We start from the raw sequence: 22,912 nt of genomic DNA on the forward strand, positions 1-22,912 counted from the left end.
CTTATTTGCCTCTAAAACACCTGCAAATCATATAATAAGAGAATATTATAATGTTTAATGTAATACTATACAATGTTATAAAATATAGTATAATACTAGCATACCACTGAATTAATGCTGAGATATTCCTTTGCTTGATCAGTTAAAACACGTCCTCTTGGTGTGCGCTTTACGAAACTGACCTTGATTAAATAAGGTTCTACTGTTTCTTCAATATTGCCAACATCTTCAGATAGTGCAATAGATATGGTGTCAATTCCAACAGGTCCTGAGGTATTAAACAAAAATCTCAGATAATCCATATCTAATTTATTTAGTCCCATTTTATCTATACCCAATTTTGATAGTGCAGAACCAGCAATTTCACAGGTAATTTTTTTATCATCTTTTACTTCAACAAAATCTCTTATTCTTCTGAGTAATCTCAAAGCAATTCTTGGAGTACCACGGGCGCGGCAGGCAATTTCCTGCACAGCATCCTTTTCGATTTCAGCACAAAGAACTCTTGCACCTCTTTTTATAATATCAACCAGTTCCTCAAAAGAATAAAACTCAAGATGCAGGGGAATACCAAAACGATCCCTCAGCGGTGCAGAAAGCAGTCCAAGCCGTGTTGTTGCCCCAATCAGTGTAAATGGTGGTAAATCTATTCTTAAAGTTCTGGTAGATGGGCCCTCACCTACTAGTATATCTAGGCAAAAATCTTCCATAGCAGTATATAAAACTTCCTCAATGCTACGATTTAATCTATGGATCTCATCGATAAATAGAACATCTTTTGCATTTAAAGTAGTGAGCACTGCAGCTAAGTCCCCAGCTTTACTAAGCAATGGACCAGAAGTTGCACGAAAGCTAACCCTTAACTCCTTAGAGACAATTTGTGCTAAAGTTGTTTTACCAAGCCCTGGAGGACCATAGAGCAATACGTGATCCAAAGCTTCAGCTCTCGTCTGTGCAGCATTTATAAACACTTTTAAATTTTGTATTAAGTCTTTTTGCCCGACAAAATCATCAAGTTGCTCAGGCCGGATATTTAAATTACGTACATCTTCAGAGTATTCCTTACTACATGATATTGACTTCATATTGTTTTAAGCGCCATACGAATAATATCTTTAGTGTCCAAGTTTGGTGATTCATCTTCTATTTTTTTTATTGTATCATAAGCTTTTGTTCTTTCATATCCAAGATTGATCAAAGCTGAAAGAGCATCTTCACTAATTGAGTGAAAATGATTGTTATTTATCTCTAATTTACTTACTTTGCCATTCAGCTCAGTAATAATTCGATTTATGAGTTTCAGGCCAAGTCCACTCACCTTAAGTGCTAGTTTATCCTCATTTATAATTGCCAAAAACAGTTGCTCTGGAGTTAATTTGCTCAAAATTGACATTGCGGTTTTATAGCTGACACCGCTCACTTTAACTAATAAACGCAGACACTGCTGTTCTTCTTTACTTATAAAGCCATATAGCTGAGTAACGTTTTCTCTGCTATTTCCATAAGTGTCGATAAGTAATTTTACTCCACTTCCAATCGAACAAGCACTTAAAGTTTTGGCTGAAAGATATACTATGTAGCCAACATCATTCACATTCAGGATTATGTGATCGCTACACACCTCATCAACTATTCCTCTTAGATTTCCTATCATTTCTAGTACTTTATAAAATTCAGTTTAAATGCTCCTGAATCTTAGGTCAAGCAAACGAACATTATAGAAGTGGTTCCAGTTTCAATCATTGCAGACAAGTTTGCAGGAAATCTATTTTAATATGTTATTCCAGATCATTATGTAATTGAACCACAAGTTACTCCGATAGAAATAGAATTGCAGTCTCCTAACTTAGCTAATACCAACTCTCATTATTAATGAACCAAATAAGAAGCATTGCAGAGTTGTTTAACCGTGGAAGGGGAAAGAGAGGTAATAAATTTACACAAAGCGCTCTCAAGCAGAACAATTGTATCGTAGATTTTATTGCGCAAAATGTTCTGTTTTATATATAACCAAAACCTCTCAACAGGATTGAGGTCAGGTGAGTATGGTGGTAGGTATATAATTTCGATATTTTTAGGTATCTTTAAACTTTTTGACTTATGCCAACTAGCGCAATCCATCACGAGAAAAGCCTTTCGTATTCCTAAATATTGCGACATCTGTTCAAGGAATATATTTATACAAGCAGTGTTGACGTTTGGTGCAAATAAGCTAAAATTCTCTCCATTTCTGGGATTAACTGCACTATAGAGATAAAAATTTTCCCTACCTAATTTTACCTTAACCTGTGTCCTACTGCCTTTTTTAAACCACCCATGTCCAACTTTTGAATGTGTACCAAACCGTGATTCATCGAAGAAAAATAGCTCTTTTTCAGAATGCATGACAATAGTTTCATTGAGGTTTTTTTTTAAACTCCTCTTGCTTATTTTTATCCTGTCCACTATGAACTGGTCTTGGTGTGATATATGAGAATTTCATTCTTTGCATATTACGATGTATTGTGGATTTGCTGATATTCAAACCAAATCTTTCTTGGATTCTTATTCTCATTTCTCTAATAGTAATATTGGGGTTTTCCTCTATCCACACCTCAATTTGTTCAAGTTGACTTTGGTTCAATATAGTTTTTCTACGGCGTTGAGGTGGAGAAAATAATTTTTCTTCTCTTCCAAATTTTATGTGCTTTATCCATGTAGTAATTGCCTTTCTCGAAATGCAACATATTTTTGCTACAGCTGTTATACTGTGCTTTTTTGCTGCAATTACAGCATTTAGTTTTTTTGCAACATACGCATTATTTCTTACTTTCTTCAGCATCTCTTTTGCTGATTCCACCACTTTTTCATCCAATAATTTTGATCTTAATGCCATCTAAACCTCGCTATTTTACTTACTCCAGTATGGCTTTTTTTCCATTATTGTCTATTCGTTGCTTGTATAGCGGGAATTGGTATAAGTAATAGAAATTTCTATCTTTGGTGAAATAAAGGTAATTGTTTACTGTTTGCGAAAATATTTGCATAATTTAAGTAACATTACTTGATAAGAATTAACTATGGAGCTTAATAAGATTGCAGCATCGATTTTACTTTCTGGATTAATAATTATGATAGTTAGCAATGTAGTTGATATGCTCTACAACCCAGAGGATTATAAAATTGAACACCAAACAATAGTAGCAGCCAGCAATGAGCCTCAACAAAAGATTGAACAAGTGGCACTTGATATTGGAGAGCTCATGCAGAATGCTAGCTTTGAAAAAGGCAAGTCAGCAGCAAAAAAATGTATAGCTTGTCATAGTTTTGAGAAAGGTGGAATGAATAAAGTGGGGCCAAACTTGTGGAACGTGGTTGGAAATAAAAAGGCCCATCTTGGCAGCTCATTCAATTACTCAAAAGCACTACTTGAAAAAGGTGGGAAATGGGAGTATGAGGAGTTATTTGCTTTTTTAAAAAATCCAAAAGCCTACATAAAAGGTACACGTATGGCATTTGCAGGCATTTCCAATCCACAAGAGATTGCAGATCTAGTCAGCTATTTGCGTTCGATGAGCGATAGTCCGGTTGCCTTGCCAAAGTAGTATGAATTATTGTAAATTACTCGATGGAAGTAATGGCCATATAGCATATCGAAAGCTACAAGGAAAGAAGGCTTCTATAGTTTTTTTTAGTGGTTTTGCATCCAATATGGATGGAACTAAAGCAACTGCCGTTTACAAATTTTGCCAAGAAAATGATATAGCACTTGTGCTCTTTGATTATTTTGGCCATGGTAATTCAAGCGGTGATTTTGCTGATTATACAATAAGTGATTGGCAAAAAAATTGTGCTAAAGTGATAAGTGAATTAACTAGCAATAAACAAATAATTATAGGTTCAAGTATGGGAGGATGGCTGATGCTGCTCACTGCTCTTCAATTTCCAGAAAAAATTGCAGCATTAATCGGCATATCGTCTGCTCCTGATTTTACTGAAGATTTGATATTCAAGCAATTGTCAGGCAAGCAAAAAGAAGAACTAGGTTCTAAAGGTGTAATAGATTTTACTTCGGAGCATTGTGCATACAAAATAACTAAAAATCTGATCGAAGACGGTAGAAAGAACCTTCTTTTAAACAGAGAAGCAATAGATATAAACTGTCCTGTGCGCTTATTGCATAGCATTAATGATAAAGATGTTCCTTATCAAACTTCATTGAATTTAGCTGAAAAAATTAAGTCAACAGACGTTGAAGTACACTTAATAAAATCAGCAGAACACAACATGTCTGATAATCATTCACTAAAAATTTTATTTAAGACCATCAGAGAATTTTTGCCAGGAGAAATATATAATTGAAGTAATTCAGATGTGTTTGTCGTAAGAGCTGCAGTTATAGCTTCAACAGTAGGCACTATTCTTGATCACCTCAACATTTTCTCTTGGCAATTCTTTAATAAATCGAGAAGTGCGCATTGGTTGCCACTGATTATTAATTTCCCTTCTATCTGCACATGAAATGATTAACCTTTCTTCGGCTCTGGTTATGCCGACATATGCGAGTCTCCTTTCTTCTTCTAAAGCTTTACCACTTTTATCTTCAAAAGATCTGTGATGAGGGAATAATCCTTCTTCCCAACCAGGTAAAAACACGCACGGAAATTCGAGCCCTTTAGCTGCGTGAAGAGTCATAACATATACAGTGTCATCGTTATTCATATTATCCACTTCCATCACTAAACTTATGTGCTCCAAGAAGGTTGTAGCGTTGTCAAAATTCTTCAAAGATGAAATGAGATTTTTGACATTTTCTATTCGTGCTAAACCTGTTACTCCTTCATCTTCAAGCATTTCAATATATCCTGATTGATTTGCTATAGTTTTTACAAACTCGTGAAGCGATTTAACGCTTTCCATTTCTTCCCAAGTTTTAATTTTACTTAAAAAATCACTTAGCGAGAACTTGATTCTTTCAGTCACTTTATTACTATCAACTAGTATTTTTGTCGCTTCAAAAAAAGAGGTTTTGTTATCTTGAGCGGTTGTATATATCTTCTTGAGAGTTGCAGTTCCTATGCTTCTTTTTGGCAGATTTATGATTCTCTCAAAAGCTAAGTCATCGTTATTGTTTGTAACGAGTCTTAAATATGCGATTATATCTCTAACTTCCTGACGTTCGTAGAATTTTACGCCGCTTATGATCTTGTAGGGAATTGAATATTTTATAAAGTACTCTTCGAGAACTCTAGTCTGAAAGGTGGCCCTAACCAGCACTGCAATGTCACTAAATCTGTATTTATTGAGCTTTAATATCTGTTCGCTTATAAACCTTGCTTCAGCTTTTCCGTCCCACAATTTTATTAGATTTACCTTTTCCCCTTCAATATTTGTTGTCCACAACTTTTTCTCCAATCGAGTCTTATTGTGATTGATAATATATGATGCAGTTGCAAGTATATGTGATGTTGACCTGTAGTTACATTCTAATTTTACGATTTTTGCATTTTTAAAATCATCAGAAAACTTCAAAATATTTTCAACTTCTGCACCACGCCAACTATATATCGACTGGTCCCCATCTCCTACACAGCAAATATTTGAATGCTCTTTTACAAGGTGTTTTAGCCAAAGACGTTCTATCCGACTTGTATCTTGATACTCATCTACCTTGACATACTTAAACTTGTTTTGGTAGTAGGACAGAACCTCGGTCTTTTTATTAAAAAGTTGTATGTTATATAACAATAAGTCACCAAAATCGACAGAGTTAAGGAATTTTAACCTTTCCTGATACTGGTAATAGACTTTGAGTGCAGTTACGTAAACTGGCCCAAATGATTGAACGTCTTCCACTTCAGACGGCAATAAACACTTCTCTTTCCACTGCTGGATGATATTCATAATGGTCTTACATTTTTCTGATAGGTAATCAGGGCTTATTTCATTAATAATATTTTTTATTACCTGTAATTGATCATCCACACCAATGATTGTGAAATTGGAATTTAAGCCCACAATTTCAGCATGATGACGTAAAATTTTTGCTGCAATTGCGTGGAAGGTGCCAAGCCATGGTATATTTGTGCCCGTAAGTTCAAGCACTCTTGATATCATTTCATTTGCTGCTTTGTTCGTGAATGTAACTGCTAAGATCTCATCGGAGTAAGCGTAGCCATTTCGAATTATGTGCGCTATTCTTGAAGTGATCGTTCTTGTTTTTCCCGTTCCGGCTCCTGCCAGTATTAAAATTGGTCCATCTATGTTAGTTACAGCTGATTGTTGTTCTGGATTTAGCATCAAGAGATAATCGTTCATTGCAGCACTATAGATTATAACTTCGTAAAGTTAAACCTATGATCGAAATATTGTAAAGGTCTTATTGAACATAACAGTCAACTCATTCAAGTACTACATATTTAAGCGTAGGGATTTGTATCTATCTTATTTGAGTAATTAGTGTATGCTGAGTAACAATAACTTGATTTGAGATATTGGCATCAAAACTTCTGCTTGTTGGATGAATAGGTAGAGTTTGAAATGGCTTAGACTTATGATTCAGTTCCTTCATCATTTCCTCAGCTTTAATAGGAAGTTTTTCTGGAATATAGAAGTTATGCATTTCAGGTCGTTCAGTGAAATTTTCATATATTTCTTTCAACCAAGCTCCAATATCATATATAAAAACATATGCTTTTTCTTTAAATTCTCTCCATGATCTGCCTAAACTGGCTAGTGTATTATTGAAGTAAATTGTCACATAATCTCTTGTGGTATATTGATAACTCTCTCTATTTAATTTTTCACTTTGCTTGTCACAAGTTTTGAAGTAACCAAATATATTATACATTTTGAGCCATCACTAACTATTAATATACATATACTATAAGTTAATAAATTAAAACCGTCAAGAGTGTTTATTGCATTACTGAGAAAATGCTCTATTTAAAATGGATCTGAAGCTTGTAGTAGAATGTTTTCAAACGTTTAATATAATATTGACTTTACAGCAATAATTACTTTAAGTTAGTAGCTATTGTTGCAGTTAAAGTATCAATGCCTTTTTTCTTTTATTCTTTTGCAATTCTAAGCATCTTATCTGCTGTTTGTGTAATTAGCGTAAGGAATCCTGTGCATGCAGTGTTATTTTTAATTTTCACTTTCGTTAACTCTGCAGTTCTTTTTATTCTCCTTGGAGCTGAATTCATCGCTATGATGGTGCTGATAGTATACATCGGTGCGGTTGCAGTGTTGTTCCTCTTTGTAGTTATGATGCTCGATATTGACTACATAAGGTTGCGCCAGGGTTTTGCGAAGCATTTCACTCCTGGTGCTATATTATGTGTTGTGTTTTTTCTGATTATCAGTTTTGTAATCCGCAGCTCAACGCTGAATATAAGTAATGTTATAAACTATAATGCCAATAACGTGAAAGCTATCGGTAATTTGCTCTACACTGACTACATGTACGCTTTTCATCTTTCTGGTATTCTGCTGCTTGTTGCAATTGTTGGTGCAATTGCTCTTACTTTGCAGGACAAGAAAAAAGGAGTTAAAAAACAGAATGTATTAAAGCAATTGACACAATCTTCATCTGTAAAATTGGTTAAGGCTAAATTTGGAAAAGGAGTAGAATGGAAATAGGATTAAATCATTTTTTGATAGTTGCTGCTATTTTGTTCACTATTGGAGTATGTGGTATTTTCATCAACCGTAAGAGCATAATCAATATACTGTTATCAATAGAAATATTATTGCTGGCGATTAACATCAATTTAGTTGCTTTTTCTGCCTTTATGAATGATATAGTTGGGCAAATTTTTGTGATGTTTGTGTTGACTGTTGCGGCAGCAGAGTCAGGAGTTGGGCTTGCAATATTGGTTGTATATTATAGAAGTCGTGGCAATATAGATGTTGAACAAGCGAACTTAATGAAAGAATGATGGATATACTGAAATTAATAGTATTTTTGCCACTCTTTGGTTCGCTATTTGCAGCACTTTTTAGAAAAAGTCAGTTAGTTACAACGGCGGGGATTGGAATATCTGCAGTTTTATCTTGGTATGTTTTTCTCACCTTCTCTGAAAATTATCACTTGAGTTTGTTTCCTCTATTTTCATTAAGTGTATTAAAAGTAAATTGGGCAATTAGTGTGGATGCTCTCTCATCCTTAATGCTTATTGTTATTACCACCGTTTCACTAGTAGTCCACCTCTATTCTATCGGTTATATGGAGCATGACAAAGGGAAGTCGAGGTTTTTTTCTTACCTATCGCTATTTACGTTTTGCATGATTGTGCTGGTTGTAAGCGATAATTTCGTGCAGCTTTTTTTTGGCTGGGAAGGGGTTGGCCTGTGTTCTTATTTACTCATAGGATTTTGGTTCCAAAAATATTCTGCAAATAATGCAGCAATTAAAGCATTTGTTGTGAATAGGGTAGGAGACTTTGCACTATTGATTGGAATCTTTCTTATTTATTATACATTTCACTCTTTAAATTTTACTGAAGTTTTTGACACAACTGATCTTCTTGGCACGCAGAACATTAGGGCATTCTGCTGTGAATTTAAAATAATTCATATAATATGCATATTACTTTTTATTGGCTGTATGGGTAAATCTGCACAGCTTGGTTTACATGTTTGGTTGCCCGATGCAATGGAAGGGCCAACCCCTGTTTCTGCACTCATTCACGCAGCAACGATGGTAACAGCAGGTATATTTTTAGTAGCAAAATGTTCTCCATTGTTTGAGTTATCAAATGTGGCACGAGAATTAATAGTTATCGTTGGTGCACTTACTGCTTTTTTTGCAGCCACCGTTGCGATTACTCAGAATGATATAAAAAAAATAATTGCTTATTCAACCTGCAGCCAACTTGGTTATATGTTCATGGCATGTGGCCTTTCTGCCTATAATGTTGCTATTTTTCATTTAATGACCCACGCTTTTTTTAAAGCCTTACTATTTCTTGGTGCTGGCAATGTGATTCATGCAATGCATCATGAGCAAAACATTCAGAAAATGGGAAATTGCTGGAAGAAAATTCCTTACACCTACACTCTCATGTGGATCGGATCTCTTGCGCTTTCTGGAATATTTCCATTTGCAGGTTTTTATTCAAAGGATTTAATCATTGAACACGCTTACAGTGCGGACAATTTTGCTTTTGTAGTAAGCTTAACTGTTGCATTCTTTACAGCATTCTACTCTTGGAGATTATTGCTTCTTGTATTCCACAGCCAAAAACAAAGTAAAATTAATATACATGAAGCACCAAAGATTATGCTTATACCATTACTGATACTTGCTTTTGGATCGCTATTTTCTGGAGTGTGGGGAGCAAATATTTTGAACATAACTAGTAATGCGTTTTGGAAATCAAGTTTAATGGTGATTGATGAGCATGGAGTTCATAATTTCTTTATAAAATTACTACCAACCTTGGCAAGCCTAAATGGAATAGCACTTGCGTACCTAATTTACCAATATCAAGTAATTAGGCAAATTAAGAGTAAATTTTTACTTAAGTTTCTGCAGAATAAATGGTACTTTGATGAGGTGTATGAGTTTGTTATAATTGTACCGATAAGGTTTATATCTAGGCTTCTATGGAAGTTTGATGTTAAGGCTATTGATTCATTTGGACCAAATGGTGTTGTAAGGTTGGTTAATAAATGTTCAAAAAGTTCTATAAAGTTACAAACTGGTTATATATTTGATTATGCATTTATTATGTTTGTTACTTTAATAATCGGTGCTTTATATATTATTGGAATTAAATAGAAGGTGTTGTTACTTAGTATATTCTTGCTTCCACTGATAGGAGCGTTGATTTTATCCTCGATCAGGATTAATCATCAATCTATACACCTAAGATTCCTTGCCCTATTTTTTGCTGTACTTCCATTCTTGCTTAGCATTGTAGCTTGTATAGAATTTGATTATAACAATGCGGACTTTCAGTTTGTCAGCTATCCAGTAAGAGATATTGGAATAGGGGTGGATGGAATATCGTTGCTTTTCCTTCTACTTACGACCTTCTTGTTTGTTATTTGTATGCTCTATAATTGCAAAATGAGTTATACGACCCTCAAGCCATATATGGCATTATTTCTACTGCTTGAGAGTTTTGTAGTCGGTTTTTTCGTTTCACTGAATGCTATAAGCTTTTATGTGTTTTTTGAAGCTGTTTTAATACCAATGTTCTTTATTATTGGCATTTGGGGAGGAAAACACAGGGTATATGCAACGTTTAAGTTGTTTCTTTATACATTAACTGGCTCATTATTATTTCTACTTGGGTTGGTATACATCTATAGTGTTTTTGAAACGTTTAGTATACAAAAATTAGCTACATTAGTGCCAAGCCTTGATCTTGAAGTGCAGTCATTGCTGTGGATTGCATTTTTTATTTCTTTTGCAATAAAAGTTCCAATGTTTCCATTTCACACTTGGCTTCCTGATGCGCATGTGCAATCACCAACTTCTGGATCTGTGATTTTAGCTGGCTTGCTTATTAAAATGGGGGGATATGGATTTTTAAGGTTTTCTATTCCAATGCTTCCCCAGGCAAGTTTATATTTTTCAAATTTTGTTGTTGTGCTGAGCATTATTGCGGTGATATATGCTTCTCTAGTTGCGTTTGCTCAAAATGATATAAAGAAGTTAATAGCTTATTCTTCAATAGCACATATGGGAATCGTTACCGCTGGCCTCTTTTCATTTTGTGAGGAAGGAGTGCTGGGTAGCGTATTTCAAATGATTAGTCATGGCCTTATTTCTGCTGCTTTGTTTTTGTGTGTTGGAATGTTATATACTCGAACTGGAACTTTGGAAATTGCAAATTATTCTGGCATAGTAAATACAATGCCAAAATTTGGTTTTATGTTCATTTTATTTTCAATGGCTTCAATAGGGCTACCCGGAACATCTGGGTTTATAGGCGAGTTTTTGGCTATGGTTGGAATGTTTAAGAGCATAGGATTTTTTACGGGGTTTATCGCACTTGGCACTGTTTTAAGCGCAGTTTATATGCTGAATTTATGTAAGCAAATAATATGGGGGGTTAGCTATTCTAAATTATTAAATGATTGCTTGGATAGCATAGAATTTTCTGTCTTAATTTTACTTGCAGTGTTTGTTATTTTGCTTGGATTTTACCCAACTCTTGCACTGAATTATTTGAAGCCATGTATGGCAAATTTGTTAGTAAAATATAATGCGCTATGAATTATATACAGATATTGCCGGAAACGTTCTCTATTATCTCCTCATTAGTGTTGCTACTGCTTGGAATTACATTTAACCGCCGAACTATCAACTTATTAGCACTTGGCTGCACAGTGGTAACTTTGATTATTTTAATTATTTCGGCAGAAAATAATGAAATTTTTCTCTTTAATTCGTTGTTAAAACTCAATTTATACATCAGGTCAGCTCAAGGGTTAATTCTCAGTACAGGAATTTTAATACTTTTGATGCTGAATTTATCAAAATATGACTATAAATATGAATTTTCAATACTGATTCTTTTTGCGCTGTTTGGCATGATAACCTTAGTTTCAGCAAATAGCCTGATTTCTTTTTATTTAGCTTTTGAGTTGATGAGTATATCTTTGTATGTTCTTGCGAGCTTTAATAAAGATTCAGCTTATTCATGTGAAGCAGGAGTGAAATATTTTACACTTAGTGCACTATCTTCCTGCATTATGCTATATGGAATGTCACTGCTTTATGGATATACAGGACAAGTCAATTTCTCTGAGCTCGGTTCATTTCTGCAAAACCATCAGATAACTTATGGAATAGTTTTTGGGTTAGTTTTTATCCTTATTGGTTTGTGTTTCAAGCTTGCTATTGTTCCTTTTCATATGTGGGCTCCAGATGTCTATCAAGGTGCGCCTACCATAGTAACTGCGTTTTTTTCTACGGCTCCAAAAGCTGCACTTGTAGCATTTTTAATTCGATTGATGAATGAAGAGTTAGTAAATGTAAAAAGTTATGTTCAGCCTATTTTCTTATATGTTTCAGCATTGTCTGCACTTACCTCAGCTTTTGGGGCCTTGCGTCAGCAAAACTTAAAAAGACTGCTTGCTTACAGTTCAATTGGTCACATTGGTTTTATATTTGCTTCACTTTCTATTTTTACACAAGCAGGAACAGATAGTGCCTTAATGTATCTGGTGATATATATCATCACAAGCATAGGGCTATTCTCATATCTTGTACAAATTGACGATGATGATTGTGACATTGCAAATTTATCTGGTATAGGAAAGAAACGCCCAATTGTAGCATTTCATCTTTCTGTACTGTTACTCTCGATGTCAGGAATACCTCCACTTGCAGGTTTTATTGCCAAATTTTTTATATTCAAAAGTTTAATAAATTCTGGCTTTATCAGCCTGTCTTTGATCCTTGTAATAGCGAGTGTGATATCATGCTACTATTATTTAAATATCATAAAAGTTATTTATTTCGATAAAGCTAGTGTTAATAAGGTTGCTTATTCTAAGGGTCTATTCATGATTACTTCAGTAGCTTCAGTGATCAACTTAGTTCTTTTCTTATACGCAGAAGATCTTTACTCACTCATTAAACTCAAGGGCTGACAAGGTGATCCTTGAAGGTTTTCGTATTCACCACTACAAAGAAGTTTCAAGTACTAATAAAGAAGCATTAGATTTAATTGAGAAAGGGATATCTAATGAAACTATTATTATTACCGATAAACAAACAGAAGGTAGAGGGCGCACTGGAAACAGTTGGATTTCTCCAGAGGGTAATTTTTATGCGAGTTTGATAATTAACCAAGAAACGAATGTCAGCAAATTAACAGAATTGACTTTTGTTACTGCTCTTGCTGTAGGGAATACTTTATTATCGTTAAATTTCTTGAATAATCAAACCCACTGCGGTGTCATTCCAGTGCGTGACACTGGAATCCATACTTTTTCTTCTGGATCCCAGTGTCAAAGCACTGGGATGACAAGAGATCCATTCATAAACGGTCTCAATCTTCAATATAAATGGCCAAATGATGTCCTAGTTGATAGTAAAAAAATCAGTGGAATATTGCTTGAAAGAAAGTCCAATTCGAATTGGCTCATTATAGGAATTGGAATTAATGTCAATCATGCGCCACTTTCAGAAACAACATGCATTAGCAATTACGATGAGTCTGTATCTAACATAGATCTACTAAAGGAATTAATAATAAATTTTAATAAGCTAAGAAAGCAATGGCTATTTGATGGGTTTTATGCTATAAGAGAAATGTGGTTAAAAAAAGCATTCAAAATGAATGAGCAAATCAGTGTAAAGTTAGCTGACAAATTGTATGAAGGAATTTTTGCTGATGTAGATAAAAGTGGTAAATTGGTGTTGCAGCAAAAGGATGGAAGCTTAATTTATTTTGATGCAGGTGAGTTATTTATTAATAATATATTATGAACACGTATGTGATTTTTGCTTACCTTATTAGTCTTACGTTGATTACCGGAGAATTGATTTTTACCATTTCTTGCTATACTAAAAGTAAAAAAATTCTAGAAAGCCTGAAAGATAATAATGAAGAAGAAACATAAGCGATTACTTATAACTTCAGGAATTTTCTGCTTTTTAAGCTGTATCGTCTTTTTTATTTTAACGACGCTCAAAGAAAATATCTCATTTTTCTATACAGTAAGTGAAGCCATAGTCTTAAAAAACAGCCAAAAGCCAATCCGCGTTGGTGGAATGGTTGTTGAAAATAGCGTGATACGCAACGAAAGTGAAGTGATTTTTCAAATGACAGATTTTAACAAAAGCGTTGTGGTGAAATACCAGGGAATACTTCCACCGATGTTTTCAGAAAAAAGTGGTGTTGTTGTGCAAGGTAAAATATTTGATAATAGTACTTTTCTTGCAGATACAGTGTTTGCAAAACATGATGAGAACTATATGCCGAAAGTTTTAAAATAGATTCCCTAATTCAGCTGTATTGAAACGATATGTAGAGAGAGTAACAGCCTGCTAGCAAACTGCTACTTTCTTAACTACTATAATAAATCAGTAGAGTAAGTTGGTGCTTCCCATTCATCTATGTTGTAATCACTAATCGTTCCTGTTTTCAATTCTTCAACTTTTTCTTTTAGGTTATTAAGATTTTCTCTCAAAAATTTAATATCATCCCTATTATCCTCAATTAGATTTTCAACCCTATTTATGTCATTAAACAATAGATCAATATTTTCTTGATCATCCTTCAACACAGTATTCAATTTAGAAACAAATGTATCGTTTAAATCTTTAACTAGTTTATCTAGAATTTTATGGACATAACCAACCGACACATTCTTTTCCTTATTGCTTTCAAAAGATTTAGGCTTAATTTTGACCTCTATGTCATTTATTATTCTAGAGTTGCTTTCTCTTTCTTCTGTATTTTCATTACTCATATTAACTCCTATAAAAAATTATAATTTTAAAATTAACTAGCCACATTGAAATGGCATATGAAAAAAGTAATAGCCTGCCAATAAGCTATTAACTACTGGAATATATCAGAGTGAGTTGGTGCTTCCCATCTTACGTTATTATGGTCAATTATTGCTGCTTTTAATCCTTCAACTTCTTCCCTTAGGTCTTCTATCCATGTTCTATAGTTTTGATTATTATCAATAAACTCATCCTTTTGATTGTTATGAATTAATTGATTCAAATGAGATAAACCGTTAGCCAATGCTTGGTTCATGTCAATACACTCTTCTCGAAGTTGTGCTATGTTGTTCATAAGTGAGGCATTCAAATCAGAAACAAACTTCTTATTTAAATCGCAGACTAACTTATCCATAACTTGATAGACGTAATGAATTGTTGCAATTTTATTTGCAATGTCCTCAAAGTTTGTAGGCTTAACTTCAACTTCTATATCGTCTATTTCTTTAAAGTTGAAATCGCTCATTTGGTTTATTGCTTCAAAGTTATTTTCACTTTCTTGTTTACTGTCGTTGCTCATATTAACTCCTATAAAATTTCAAAATCAATCCAGCTATATTGAAATGGTATATGAAAAAAAGTAATAGCCTGCTAGCAAGCTGTTACTTTCCTAACTACTAGAGTATATCAGGATGGGTTGGTGCTTCCTCAGGTAACATACTATCTAATTTAGCTGTTAAATCTGCTAGATCTTTTTGTAATCCTTTACTTGTGTCGCCTATAATATCTTGCAAACTTACGACTTTATCTTGCTCTTGTTTTAACATAATATTTAACTTATTAATAAATTTTTCATTAATATTATTAGCTAATTCATCAAATGCTTTTTTAACAGTATCACCACTAACCGCTTTTTTTAAGTCCTGTATATCCTTACCAGTACCTGTCTTAAGTGTAACAAGACCAAGAGCGCTTATAAGTTGTTCTTCATTATTAGCACTTTGTAAAAGGTTTTGTGAGTTCTTACTCATATAAATTACCTCCATAAATTATTAAAGTTTAAATTATTTTTTAGTTTCACATGCACACTGTTAATTTATCAATATCCAAGTTCACAATAAATTATCTATTATTGCAAACTCATACCAACTCTCATTATTAATGAACCAAATAAGAAGCATTGCAGAGTTGTTTAACCGTGGAAGGGGAAAGAGAGGTAATAAATTTACACAAAGCGCTCTCAAGCAGAACAATTGTATCGTAGATTTTATTGCGCAAAATGTTCTGTTTTATATATAACCAAAACCTCTCAACAGGATTGAGGTCAGGTGAGTATGGTGGTAGGTATATAATTTCGATATTTTTAGGTATCTTTAAACTTTTTGACTTATGCCAACTAGCGCAATCCATCACGAGAAAAGCCTTTCGTATTCCTAAATATTGCGACATCTGTTCAAGGAATATATTTATACAAGCAGTGTTGACGTTTGGTGCAAATAAGCTAAAATTCTCTCCATTTCTGGGATTAACTGCACTATAGAGATAAAAATTTTCCCTACCTAATTTTACCTTAACCTGTGTCCTACTGCCTTTTTTAAACCACCCATGTCCAACTTTTGAATGTGTACCAAACCGTGATTCATCGAAGAAAAATAGCTCTTTTTCAGAATGCATGACAATAGTTTCATTGAGGTTTTTTTTTAAACTCCTCTTGCTTATTTTTATCCTGTCCACTATGAACTGGTCTTGGTGTGATATATGAGAATTTCATTCTTTGCATATTACGATGTATTGTGGATTTGCTGATATTCAAACCAAATCTTTCTTGGATTCTTATTCTCATTTCTCTAATAGTAATATTGGGGTTTTCCTCTATCCACACCTCAATTTGTTCAAGTTGACTTTGGTTCAATATAGTTTTTCTACGGCGTTGAGGTGGAGAAAATAATTTTTCTTCTCTTCCAAATTTTATGTGCTTTATCCATGTAGTAATTGCCTTTCTCGAAATGCAACATATTTTTGCTACAGCTGTTATACTGTGCTTTTTTGCTGCAATTACAGCATTTAGTTTTTTTGCAACATACGCATTATTTCTTACTTTCTTCAGCATCTCTTTTGCTGATTCCACCACTTTTTCATCCAATAATTTTGATCTTAATGCCATCTAATACCAACTCTCATTATTAATGAACCAAATAAGAAGCATTGCAGAGTTGTTTAACCGTGGAAGGGGAAAGAGAGGTAATAAATTTACACAAAGCGCTCTCAAGCAGAACAATTGTATCGTAGATTTTATTGCGCAAAATGTTCTGTTTTATATATAACCAAAACCTCTCAACAGGATTGAGGTCAGGTGAGTATGGTGGTAGGTATATAATTTCGATATTTTTAGGTATCTTTAAACTTTTTGACTTATGCCAACTAGCGCAATCCATCACGAGAAAAGCCTTTCGTATTCCTAAATATTGCGACATCTGTTCAAGGAATATATTTATACAAGCAGTGTTGACGTTTGGTGCAAATAAGCTAAAATTCTCTCCATTTCTGGGATTAACTGCACTATAGAGATAAAAATTTTCCCTACCTAATTTTACCTTAACCTGTGTCCTACTGCCTTTTTTAAACCACCCATGTCCAACTTTTGAATGTGTACCAAACCGTGATTCATCGAAGAAAAATAGCTCTTTTTCAGAATGCATGACAATAGTTTCATTGAGGTTTTTTTTTAAACTCCTCTTGCTTATTTTTATCCTGTCCACTATGAACTGGTCTTGGTGTGATATATGAGAATTTCATTCTTTGCATATTACGATGTATTGTGGATTTGCTGATATTCAAACCAAATCTTTCTTGGATTCTTATTCTCATTTCTCTAAGAGCCTGTTCATAATCTTTTGAGGAGCAAGGCAGTAAAAGCTAGAACGACCATTTGTAGTCTAGTATTGAGTTTACGCTCGCAATTTTTCCATAACCGTCTACACTTTTCCAGCCAAGCAAAAGAACGCTCTACAACCCACCTTTTTGGCAATACAACAAAGGTATGTAATTCACTTCGTTTTATTACTTCAACGGTTGCACCAATAGTCGTTTTTATTTGAGTTGCAAAATTTTCTCCTGTATAACCTGCATCAACTAGTATATTTTGAACTTCGGAAAGATTTTTTCTTGCGTTACAAATCATCTCTACAGCAGCAGTACGATCTCCGATATTAGCTGTAGTAATATAAATTGCATGTGGCAAACCTTGCGTATCTACTGCAATATGACGCTTTATTCCTGAAATTTTCTTGCCGGCATCATAACCTTTTTCTTCAGCAATATCGGTGTTTTTTACACTTTGAGCATCAATGATGCAGAAGCTTGTTTTTGTATTCCGACCACTGTTGAAACGAACCTCTCCAACTAATTTTTTTTAAGACAATTTCTAGAACACTTTCTCTATCTTCATTCGGTTTTTTACTCCATCTCTTGAAGTAATCGTAACAATTGCGCCATTTTGGAAACTCTTTTGGTAGCATTCGCCACTGACAGCCACTTTTTAGCACATAAAGTACACCGCAAAATAACTCATATAAATCCAGTTTTCTTGGTTTTGTTTTTTTTCTACAGGATTCTAGATCTGGTAATATAATCTCAAATCTTTCCCGACTTATATCACTTGGGTATACACTCCTCATATATCCTAACTTATATACATTATCTCTTAGTTTATTCCTTTCTTGAGATCATGTACAGGTTCTAATAGTAATATTGGGGTTTTCCTCTATCCACACCTCAATTTGTTCAAGTTGACTTTGGTTCAATATAGTTTTTCTACGGCGTTGAGGTGGAGAAAATAATTTTTCTTCTCTTCCAAATTTTATGTGCTTTATCCATGTAGTAATTGCCTTTCTCGAAATGCAACATATTTTTGCTACAGCTGTTATACTGTGCTTTTTTGCTGCAATTACAGCATTTAGTTTTTTTGCAACATACGCATTATTTCTTACTTTCTTCAGCATCTCTTTTGCTGATTCCACCACTTTTTCATCCAATAATTTTGATCTTAATGCCATCTAAACCTCGCTATTTTACTTACTCCAGTATGGCTTTTTTTCCATTATTGTCTATTCGTTGCTTGTATAGCGGGAATTGGTATAAACCTCGCTATTTTACTTACTCCAGTATGGCTTTTTTTCCATTATTGTCTATTCGTTGCTTGTATAGCGGGAATTGGTATGAGGACCTGAGGGAACGAGTTTTAAAAGTGGTAGATGAGAAAAAAATGACTATGGAAGAAGTAAGGAAGATGTTCAAAATTGATAGAAAAACTATATACTGGTGGAGGAAAAGAAGAGAAGAAAGAGAAACCGTCTTCAGGCTATCAAAAGGGACATAGTCATAAAATTAAAGATTTAGATAGCTTTGTCAAATTTCTGGATGAAAACCGAGATATTACGATTGAAAAAATAATTGAAAAATTTGGCAACATGTGCAAAGATACAGTCTACAATTATCTTAAAAAAGTAAACTATACATATAAAAAAAACTTTTCTTTATCAGGAAAGGAATGAAGAGAAACGCAAGGAGTTCATAAAAAAAATAGAAGGAATAGAAAAAGAAAACTTGATATTCATAGATGAGTCTGGAGTAGAAGACAACAGATTTTATGAATATGGGTGGTCTCAAAAAGGCAAGAGGTTATTTGCCCAGGGTTTAAAAGAAAGAGGGTAAGCATAATTGGAGCACTAAATGAAGGAAAAATTAAAGCTTCCTGGGTAATTGAAGGCTACTGCAACAGCGAGATTTTTGATGCTTATGTAGAAAATATACTTGTTCCTGTATTAAAACCTAGACAGACTATTGTTCTCGATAATGCAAGCTTTCATAAATCTGCAAGGACGAAAAATTTGATAGAAAATATTGGGTGTAAAATTTTGTTCTTGCCTCCATACTCGCCAGATTTAAATTCGATTGAGAAGTTCTGGTTTGCTATTAAGCATATCATAAGAAAAGTGCTGCCAAGCTTTTGGCCCAATATTAATTCGGCTATTGATTTTGTCTTTCAGTGCTCGGGGAAATCTTACTTTGGTTAGCTATAGTACTGAGCATGTATTTCTGAACAGATCAAGAGTTATTTAAAAAAAATTGGGAACATTCAAAAAAAGTCCATCGATAAAATACAGAGATTTAATTATAGTCTTGTAATTTAGGTTCTTGGTTAAAAATTTTTATTTTATCAGATCTGATTAGAGAGGGGGATGTTCAAAAAAGTGTGTCAAACCGAATTTTTAGTTCAACTCAATTTTTAATCTACTAGGGAAAAAAATATCGAGTTGAGATATAGATAATGCCCAATCATGTACAGGCATCGTCCACTTTTCCTCCACCTTTCTTATAGCACAATATACCAGCTTGTACAAGGCATTTATGCTGGTGAATGCGCCTTTGGTCTTGGTAAATTTCCTAATTTGCCTGTGTAGCCCCTCGATGGGATTAGTGGTATAAATTAGCCTTCTAACAGGACCTGAATACTTGAAGTAACCAGATAAACTTTCCCAATTGTTCTGCCAAGATTTCACAACTAATGGATACTTTTCGCCCCATTTTTCCTCCAGCTCAAGCAAATAATTTTCTGCAATTTCTTTACTTGTAGCACGGTATATTTTTTTCAAATCATTCATGAAAACTTTTATATCTTTGCTCGATACGTATTCCAGAGAGTTCCGCATTTGATGCACAATACATTTCTGCTTTAGGAAATACGCTATTTATAGCTGTAGGAAAACTTTTTAGACCATCCACACAAGCAATCAGAATATCCTCTACTCCTCGCTCTTTTAGGTCATTTAATACACCCAACCAGAAGTTAGCTCCCTCACTTTCTGCTAAGTAAAAACCCAGTACTTCTTTTCTGCCATTTTGGTCTATTCCTAATATGTTATACATGCACTTATACCAATTCCCGCTATACAAGCAACGAATAGACAATAATGGAAAAAAAGCCATACTGGAGTAAGTAAAATAGCGAGGTTTAGATGGCATTAAGATCAAAATTATTGGATGAAAAAGTGGTGGAATCAGCAAAAGAGATGCTGAAGAAAGTAAGAAATAATGCGTATGTTGCAAAAAAACTAAATGCTGTAATTGCAGCAAAAAAGCACAGTATAACAGCTGTAGCAAAAATATGTTGCATTTCGAGAAAGGCAATTACTACATGGATAAAGCACATAAAATTTGGAAGAGAAGAAAAATTATTTTCTCCACCTCAACGCCGTAGAAAAACTATATTGAACCAAAGTCAACTTGAACAAATTGAGGTGTGGATAGAGGAAAACCCCAATATTACTATTAGAGCCTGTTCATAATCTTTTGAGGAGCAAGGCAGTAAAAGCTAGAACGACCATTTGTAGTCTAGTATTGAGTTTACGCTCGCAATTTTTCCATAACCGTCTACACTTTTCCAGCCAAGCAAAAGAACGCTCTACAACCCACCTTTTTGGCAATACAACAAAGGTATGTAATTCACTTCGTTTTATTACTTCAACGGTTGCACCAATAGTCGTTTTTATTTGAGTTGCAAAATTTTCTCCTGTATAACCTGCATCAACTAGTATATTTTGAACTTCGGAAAGATTTTTTCTTGCGTTACAAATCATCTCTACAGCAGCAGTACGATCTCCGATATTAGCTGTAGTAATATAAATTGCATGTGGCAAACCTTGCGTATCTACTGCAATATGACGCTTTATTCCTGAAATTTTCTTGCCGGCATCATAACCTTTTTCTTCAGCAATATCGGTGTTTTTTACACTTTGAGCATCAATGATGCAGAAGCTTGTTTTTGTATTCCGACCACTGTTGAAACGAACCTCTCCAACTAATTTTTTTTAAGACAATTTCTAGAACACTTTCTCTATCTTCATTCGGTTTTTTACTCCATCTCTTGAAGTAATCGTAACAATTGCGCCATTTTGGAAACTCTTTTGGTAGCATTCGCCACTGACAGCCACTTTTTAGCACATAAAGTACACCGCAAAATAACTCATATAAATCCAGTTTTCTTGGTTTTGTTTTTTTTCTACAGGATTCTAGATCTGGTAATATAATCTCAAATCTTTCCCGACTTATATCACTTGGGTATACACTCCTCATATATCCTAACTTATATACATTATCTCTTAGTTTATTCCTTTCTTGAGATCATGTACAGGTTCTTAGAGAAATGAGAATAAGAATCCAAGAAAGATTTGGTTTGAATATCAGCAAATCCACAATACATCGTAATATGCAAAGAATGAAATTCTCATATATCACACCAAGACCAGTTCATAGTGGACAGGATAAAAATAAGCAAGAGGAGTTTAAAAAAAAACCTCAATGAAACTATTGTCATGCATTCTGAAAAAGAGCTATTTTTCTTCGATGAATCACGGTTTGGTACACATTCAAAAGTTGGACATGGGTGGTTTAAAAAAGGCAGTAGGACACAGGTTAAGGTAAAATTAGGTAGGGAAAATTTTTATCTCTATAGTGCAGTTAATCCCAGAAATGGAGAGAATTTTAGCTTATTTGCACCAAACGTCAACACTGCTTGTATAAATATATTCCTTGAACAGATGTCGCAATATTTAGGAATACGAAAGGCTTTTCTCGTGATGGATTGCGCTAGTTGGCATAAGTCAAAAAGTTTAAAGATACCTAAAAATATCGAAATTATATACCTACCACCATACTCACCTGACCTCAATCCTGTTGAGAGGTTTTGGTTATATATAAAACAGAACATTTTGCGCAATAAAATCTACGATACAATTGTTCTGCTTGAGAGCGCTTTGTGTAAATTTATTACCTCTCTTTCCCCTTCCACGGTTAAACAACTCTGCAATGCTTCTTATTTGGTTCATTAATAATGAGAGTTGGTATTACTTACACAGCGACCGTCTTCTTTTACCTTAAAAAACATCCCATCCATAAATACTATTGGATACACTGATTGCAGTGGACGACTACGCCATTCATTGATTATAGGTAGTAATTTATCTGTAATTCCAGATATCTCTGCTGCAGATATTTTATGGTCATAAATTTCTTCCACATATGATGCTATATCTCTGTATCCCATACCACTTGCAAACATGTTCAAGACCTTTGTTTCAAGTTCTGGATGTAGGCTTGTTTGCCTTTTTTTCACTATCTGTGGTTCAAAACTTCCCTCTCTGTCTCTTGGTGTCAATAGTTCAAATGAACCTGCACTTGTCTTCAAAGTTTTTCCATTTCTTCCGTTTCTACGATTGTTTTCTTTGCTTTCAGTAGATAAATGATTCTATTTCACCCTCCAAGCTTGCTTCAAGTAGCCTTTTTACAAATGGCGTTAGTGCACCATCTTTTCCCATTAATGGTCTACCTTCTCGTATAGACGACAAGATATTTGTTTCTAATTCTTTATAATCTACCAAACCAGTAGTTCTATTTACTTGACTCATGTCAAACCTCCATTTTTACCTCAATTATATTGTACTTCTCGGTTTG

The 22,912-nt window shown here is 34.1% G+C and carries 22 protein-coding genes and 6 pseudogenes; 13 read left to right on the forward strand and 15 right to left on the reverse strand.

Features of this window, described 5'->3' with window-relative positions; genetic code table 11:
• Positions 1–95: 95 nt before the first annotated feature.
• The 3 genes from ruvB to ABWU62_RS00335 all read right to left on the reverse strand — a co-directional run bounded on the left by ruvB (position 96) and on the right by ABWU62_RS00335 (position 2,875).
• The gene (gene ruvB, locus ABWU62_RS00325) at positions 96–1,085 is read right to left on the reverse strand and encodes a Holliday junction branch migration DNA helicase RuvB (RefSeq protein ID WP_006012928.1); all 990 of its coding nucleotides are present in this window, start codon (positions 1,083–1,085) and stop codon (positions 96–98) included.
• Entirely contained in the window at positions 1,082–1,654 is a 573-nt protein-coding gene (gene ruvA / locus ABWU62_RS00330) for a Holliday junction branch migration protein RuvA (RefSeq protein WP_353287123.1), read from the reverse strand. The genes ruvB and ruvA overlap by 4 nt, the downstream gene beginning before the upstream one ends.
• A 215-nt stretch (positions 1,655–1,869) precedes the next feature.
• Positions 1,870–2,875 (reverse strand): IS630 family transposase gene (locus ABWU62_RS00335; protein WP_353287090.1). Its coding sequence is split into 2 segments (ribosomal slippage): positions 1,870–2,412 and positions 2,414–2,875, totalling 1,005 coding nucleotides; the frame shifts between segments, so codons are not numbered across the junction.
• 184 nt (positions 2,876–3,059) lie between these two features.
• On the opposite strand from ABWU62_RS00335, the gene ABWU62_RS00340 reads away from it, so the two are divergent.
• Both ABWU62_RS00340 and ABWU62_RS00345 read left to right on the forward strand, forming a co-directional pair.
• Positions 3,060–3,584 carry a c-type cytochrome gene (locus ABWU62_RS00340; RefSeq protein ID WP_007302376.1) on the forward strand — a complete coding sequence of 175 codons (525 nt, stop codon included), beginning with the start codon at positions 3,060–3,062 and terminating at the stop codon, positions 3,582–3,584.
• 1 nt (position 3,585) lies between these two features.
• Positions 3,586–4,341, forward strand: a complete 756-nt coding sequence (locus ABWU62_RS00345) for an alpha/beta hydrolase (protein ID WP_007302377.1) — start codon at positions 3,586–3,588, stop codon at positions 4,339–4,341.
• A 42-nt stretch (positions 4,342–4,383) separates the two neighbouring features.
• Here ABWU62_RS00345 and ABWU62_RS00350 read toward each other — a convergent pair whose 3' ends face one another.
• A complete protein-coding gene (locus ABWU62_RS00350) occupies positions 4,384–6,297 on the reverse strand; it encodes an ATP-dependent helicase (protein ID WP_353287124.1) in 1,914 nt (637 codons plus the stop codon).
• Positions 6,298–6,418: 121 nt separating this feature from the next.
• Positions 6,419–6,829, reverse strand: a complete 411-nt coding sequence (locus ABWU62_RS00355) for a hypothetical protein (protein ID WP_353287125.1) — start codon at positions 6,827–6,829, stop codon at positions 6,419–6,421.
• 206 nt (positions 6,830–7,035) lie between these two features.
• On the opposite strand from ABWU62_RS00355, the gene ABWU62_RS00360 reads away from it, so the two are divergent.
• The 7 genes from ABWU62_RS00360 (at position 7,036) to ccmE (ending at position 13,945) form a co-directional block, all read left to right on the forward strand.
• Positions 7,036–7,623, forward strand: coding sequence for an NADH-quinone oxidoreductase subunit J (locus tag ABWU62_RS00360; RefSeq protein WP_264330614.1), 588 nt, complete (start codon positions 7,036–7,038; stop codon positions 7,621–7,623).
• On the forward strand, positions 7,614–7,922 hold the full coding sequence (gene nuoK / locus ABWU62_RS00365; protein WP_019236815.1) for an NADH-quinone oxidoreductase subunit NuoK: 309 nt from the start codon (positions 7,614–7,616) through the stop codon (positions 7,920–7,922). Before ABWU62_RS00360 ends, nuoK begins: the two co-directional genes overlap by 10 nt.
• Positions 7,919–9,766 (forward strand): NADH-quinone oxidoreductase subunit L, encoded by a 1,848-nt coding sequence (nuoL, locus tag ABWU62_RS00370; RefSeq protein WP_353287126.1) that lies wholly within the window; start codon positions 7,919–7,921, stop codon positions 9,764–9,766. Before nuoK ends, nuoL begins: the two co-directional genes overlap by 4 nt.
• Positions 9,767–9,769: 3 nt before the next feature.
• The gene (locus ABWU62_RS00375) at positions 9,770–11,212 is read left to right on the forward strand and encodes a NuoM family protein (RefSeq protein WP_353287127.1); all 1,443 of its coding nucleotides are present in this window, start codon (positions 9,770–9,772) and stop codon (positions 11,210–11,212) included.
• A complete protein-coding gene (locus tag ABWU62_RS00380) occupies positions 11,209–12,594 on the forward strand; it encodes an NADH-quinone oxidoreductase subunit N (protein ID WP_353287128.1) in 1,386 nt (461 codons plus the stop codon). The genes ABWU62_RS00375 and ABWU62_RS00380 overlap by 4 nt, the downstream gene beginning before the upstream one ends.
• A 4-nt stretch (positions 12,595–12,598) precedes the next feature.
• Complete coding sequence (locus ABWU62_RS00385) at positions 12,599–13,435, forward strand: biotin--[acetyl-CoA-carboxylase] ligase (protein WP_353287129.1); 837 nt, start codon at positions 12,599–12,601, stop codon at positions 13,433–13,435.
• A gap of 117 nt (positions 13,436–13,552) precedes the next feature.
• Entirely contained in the window at positions 13,553–13,945 is a 393-nt protein-coding gene (ccmE, locus tag ABWU62_RS00390) for a cytochrome c maturation protein CcmE (protein ID WP_353287130.1), read from the forward strand.
• 77 nt (positions 13,946–14,022) lie between these two features.
• Here the strand turns inward: ccmE and ABWU62_RS00395 are convergent, their stop codons facing one another.
• From ABWU62_RS00395 to ABWU62_RS00425, 7 genes and pseudogenes are all read right to left on the reverse strand, one after another.
• Positions 14,023–14,421: a hypothetical protein gene (locus ABWU62_RS00395; protein WP_353287131.1), complete on the reverse strand. Its 399-nt coding sequence runs from the start codon at positions 14,419–14,421 to the stop codon at positions 14,023–14,025.
• Positions 14,422–14,513: 92 nt separating this feature from the next.
• Positions 14,514–14,981 carry a hypothetical protein gene (locus ABWU62_RS00400; RefSeq protein ID WP_353287132.1) on the reverse strand — a complete coding sequence of 156 codons (468 nt, stop codon included), beginning with the start codon at positions 14,979–14,981 and terminating at the stop codon, positions 14,514–14,516.
• 97 nt (positions 14,982–15,078) lie between these two features.
• Entirely contained in the window at positions 15,079–15,432 is a 354-nt protein-coding gene (locus ABWU62_RS00405) for a hypothetical protein (RefSeq protein WP_353287133.1), read from the reverse strand.
• 127 nt (positions 15,433–15,559) lie between these two features.
• Positions 15,560–16,565, reverse strand: a protein-coding gene (locus ABWU62_RS00410; protein WP_353287090.1) for an IS630 family transposase whose coding sequence is annotated in 2 segments (ribosomal slippage) — positions 15,560–16,102 and positions 16,104–16,565 — 1,005 coding nt in all. Because the reading frame shifts where the segments join, the coding sequence is not laid out codon by codon here.
• A 19-nt stretch (positions 16,566–16,584) separates the two neighbouring features.
• Positions 16,585–17,266 (reverse strand): annotated as a pseudogene (locus ABWU62_RS00415) (IS630 family transposase); the annotation flags it as partial.
• Positions 17,267–17,285: 19 nt separating this feature from the next.
• Positions 17,286–18,078, reverse strand: a protein-coding gene (locus ABWU62_RS00420; protein ID WP_353287093.1) for an IS5 family transposase whose coding sequence is annotated in 2 segments (ribosomal slippage) — positions 17,286–17,813 and positions 17,815–18,078 — 792 coding nt in all. Because the reading frame shifts where the segments join, the coding sequence is not laid out codon by codon here.
• Between the two features lie 60 nt (positions 18,079–18,138).
• A pseudogene (locus ABWU62_RS00425) lies at positions 18,139–18,456 on the reverse strand (IS630 family transposase); the annotation flags it as partial.
• Between ABWU62_RS00425 and ABWU62_RS00430 the strand changes: the two are divergent.
• Positions 18,450–18,779, forward strand: a complete 330-nt coding sequence (locus ABWU62_RS00430) for an IS630 transposase-related protein (protein ID WP_353287134.1) — start codon at positions 18,450–18,452, stop codon at positions 18,777–18,779. The pseudogene ABWU62_RS00425 and the gene ABWU62_RS00430 sit on opposite strands and share 7 nt — an antisense overlap.
• A 280-nt stretch (positions 18,780–19,059) precedes the next feature.
• A complete protein-coding gene (locus ABWU62_RS00435; RefSeq protein ID WP_353287135.1) occupies positions 19,060–19,476 on the forward strand; it encodes a transposase in 417 nt (138 codons plus the stop codon).
• 195 nt (positions 19,477–19,671) lie between these two features.
• Here the strand turns inward: ABWU62_RS00435 and ABWU62_RS00440 are convergent.
• Positions 19,672–20,335 (reverse strand): annotated as a pseudogene (locus tag ABWU62_RS00440) (IS256 family transposase); the annotation flags it as partial.
• Positions 20,336–20,418: 83 nt separating this feature from the next.
• On the opposite strand from ABWU62_RS00440, the pseudogene ABWU62_RS00445 reads away from it, so the two are divergent.
• Positions 20,419–20,736 (forward strand): annotated as a pseudogene (locus ABWU62_RS00445) (IS630 family transposase); the annotation flags it as partial.
• A 6-nt stretch (positions 20,737–20,742) separates the two neighbouring features.
• Here the strand turns inward: ABWU62_RS00445 and ABWU62_RS00450 are convergent.
• Positions 20,743–21,535, reverse strand: a protein-coding gene (locus tag ABWU62_RS00450) for an IS5 family transposase (RefSeq protein WP_353287093.1) whose coding sequence is annotated in 2 segments (ribosomal slippage) — positions 20,743–21,270 and positions 21,272–21,535 — 792 coding nt in all. Because the reading frame shifts where the segments join, the coding sequence is not laid out codon by codon here.
• A gap of 73 nt (positions 21,536–21,608) precedes the next feature.
• Here ABWU62_RS00450 and ABWU62_RS00455 point away from each other — a divergent pair.
• Positions 21,609–22,290: pseudogene (locus ABWU62_RS00455) on the forward strand (IS630 family transposase); the annotation flags it as partial.
• 17 nt (positions 22,291–22,307) lie between these two features.
• Here ABWU62_RS00455 and ABWU62_RS00460 read toward each other — a convergent pair.
• A pseudogene (locus ABWU62_RS00460) lies at positions 22,308–22,866 on the reverse strand (transposase); the annotation flags it as partial.
• Positions 22,867–22,912: the final 46 nt, after the last annotated feature.

Source organism: Wolbachia endosymbiont (group B) of Gerris lacustris (assembly GCF_964028355.1).
In the GTDB taxonomy this organism is placed as follows: Bacteria; Pseudomonadota; Alphaproteobacteria; order Rickettsiales; family Anaplasmataceae; genus Wolbachia.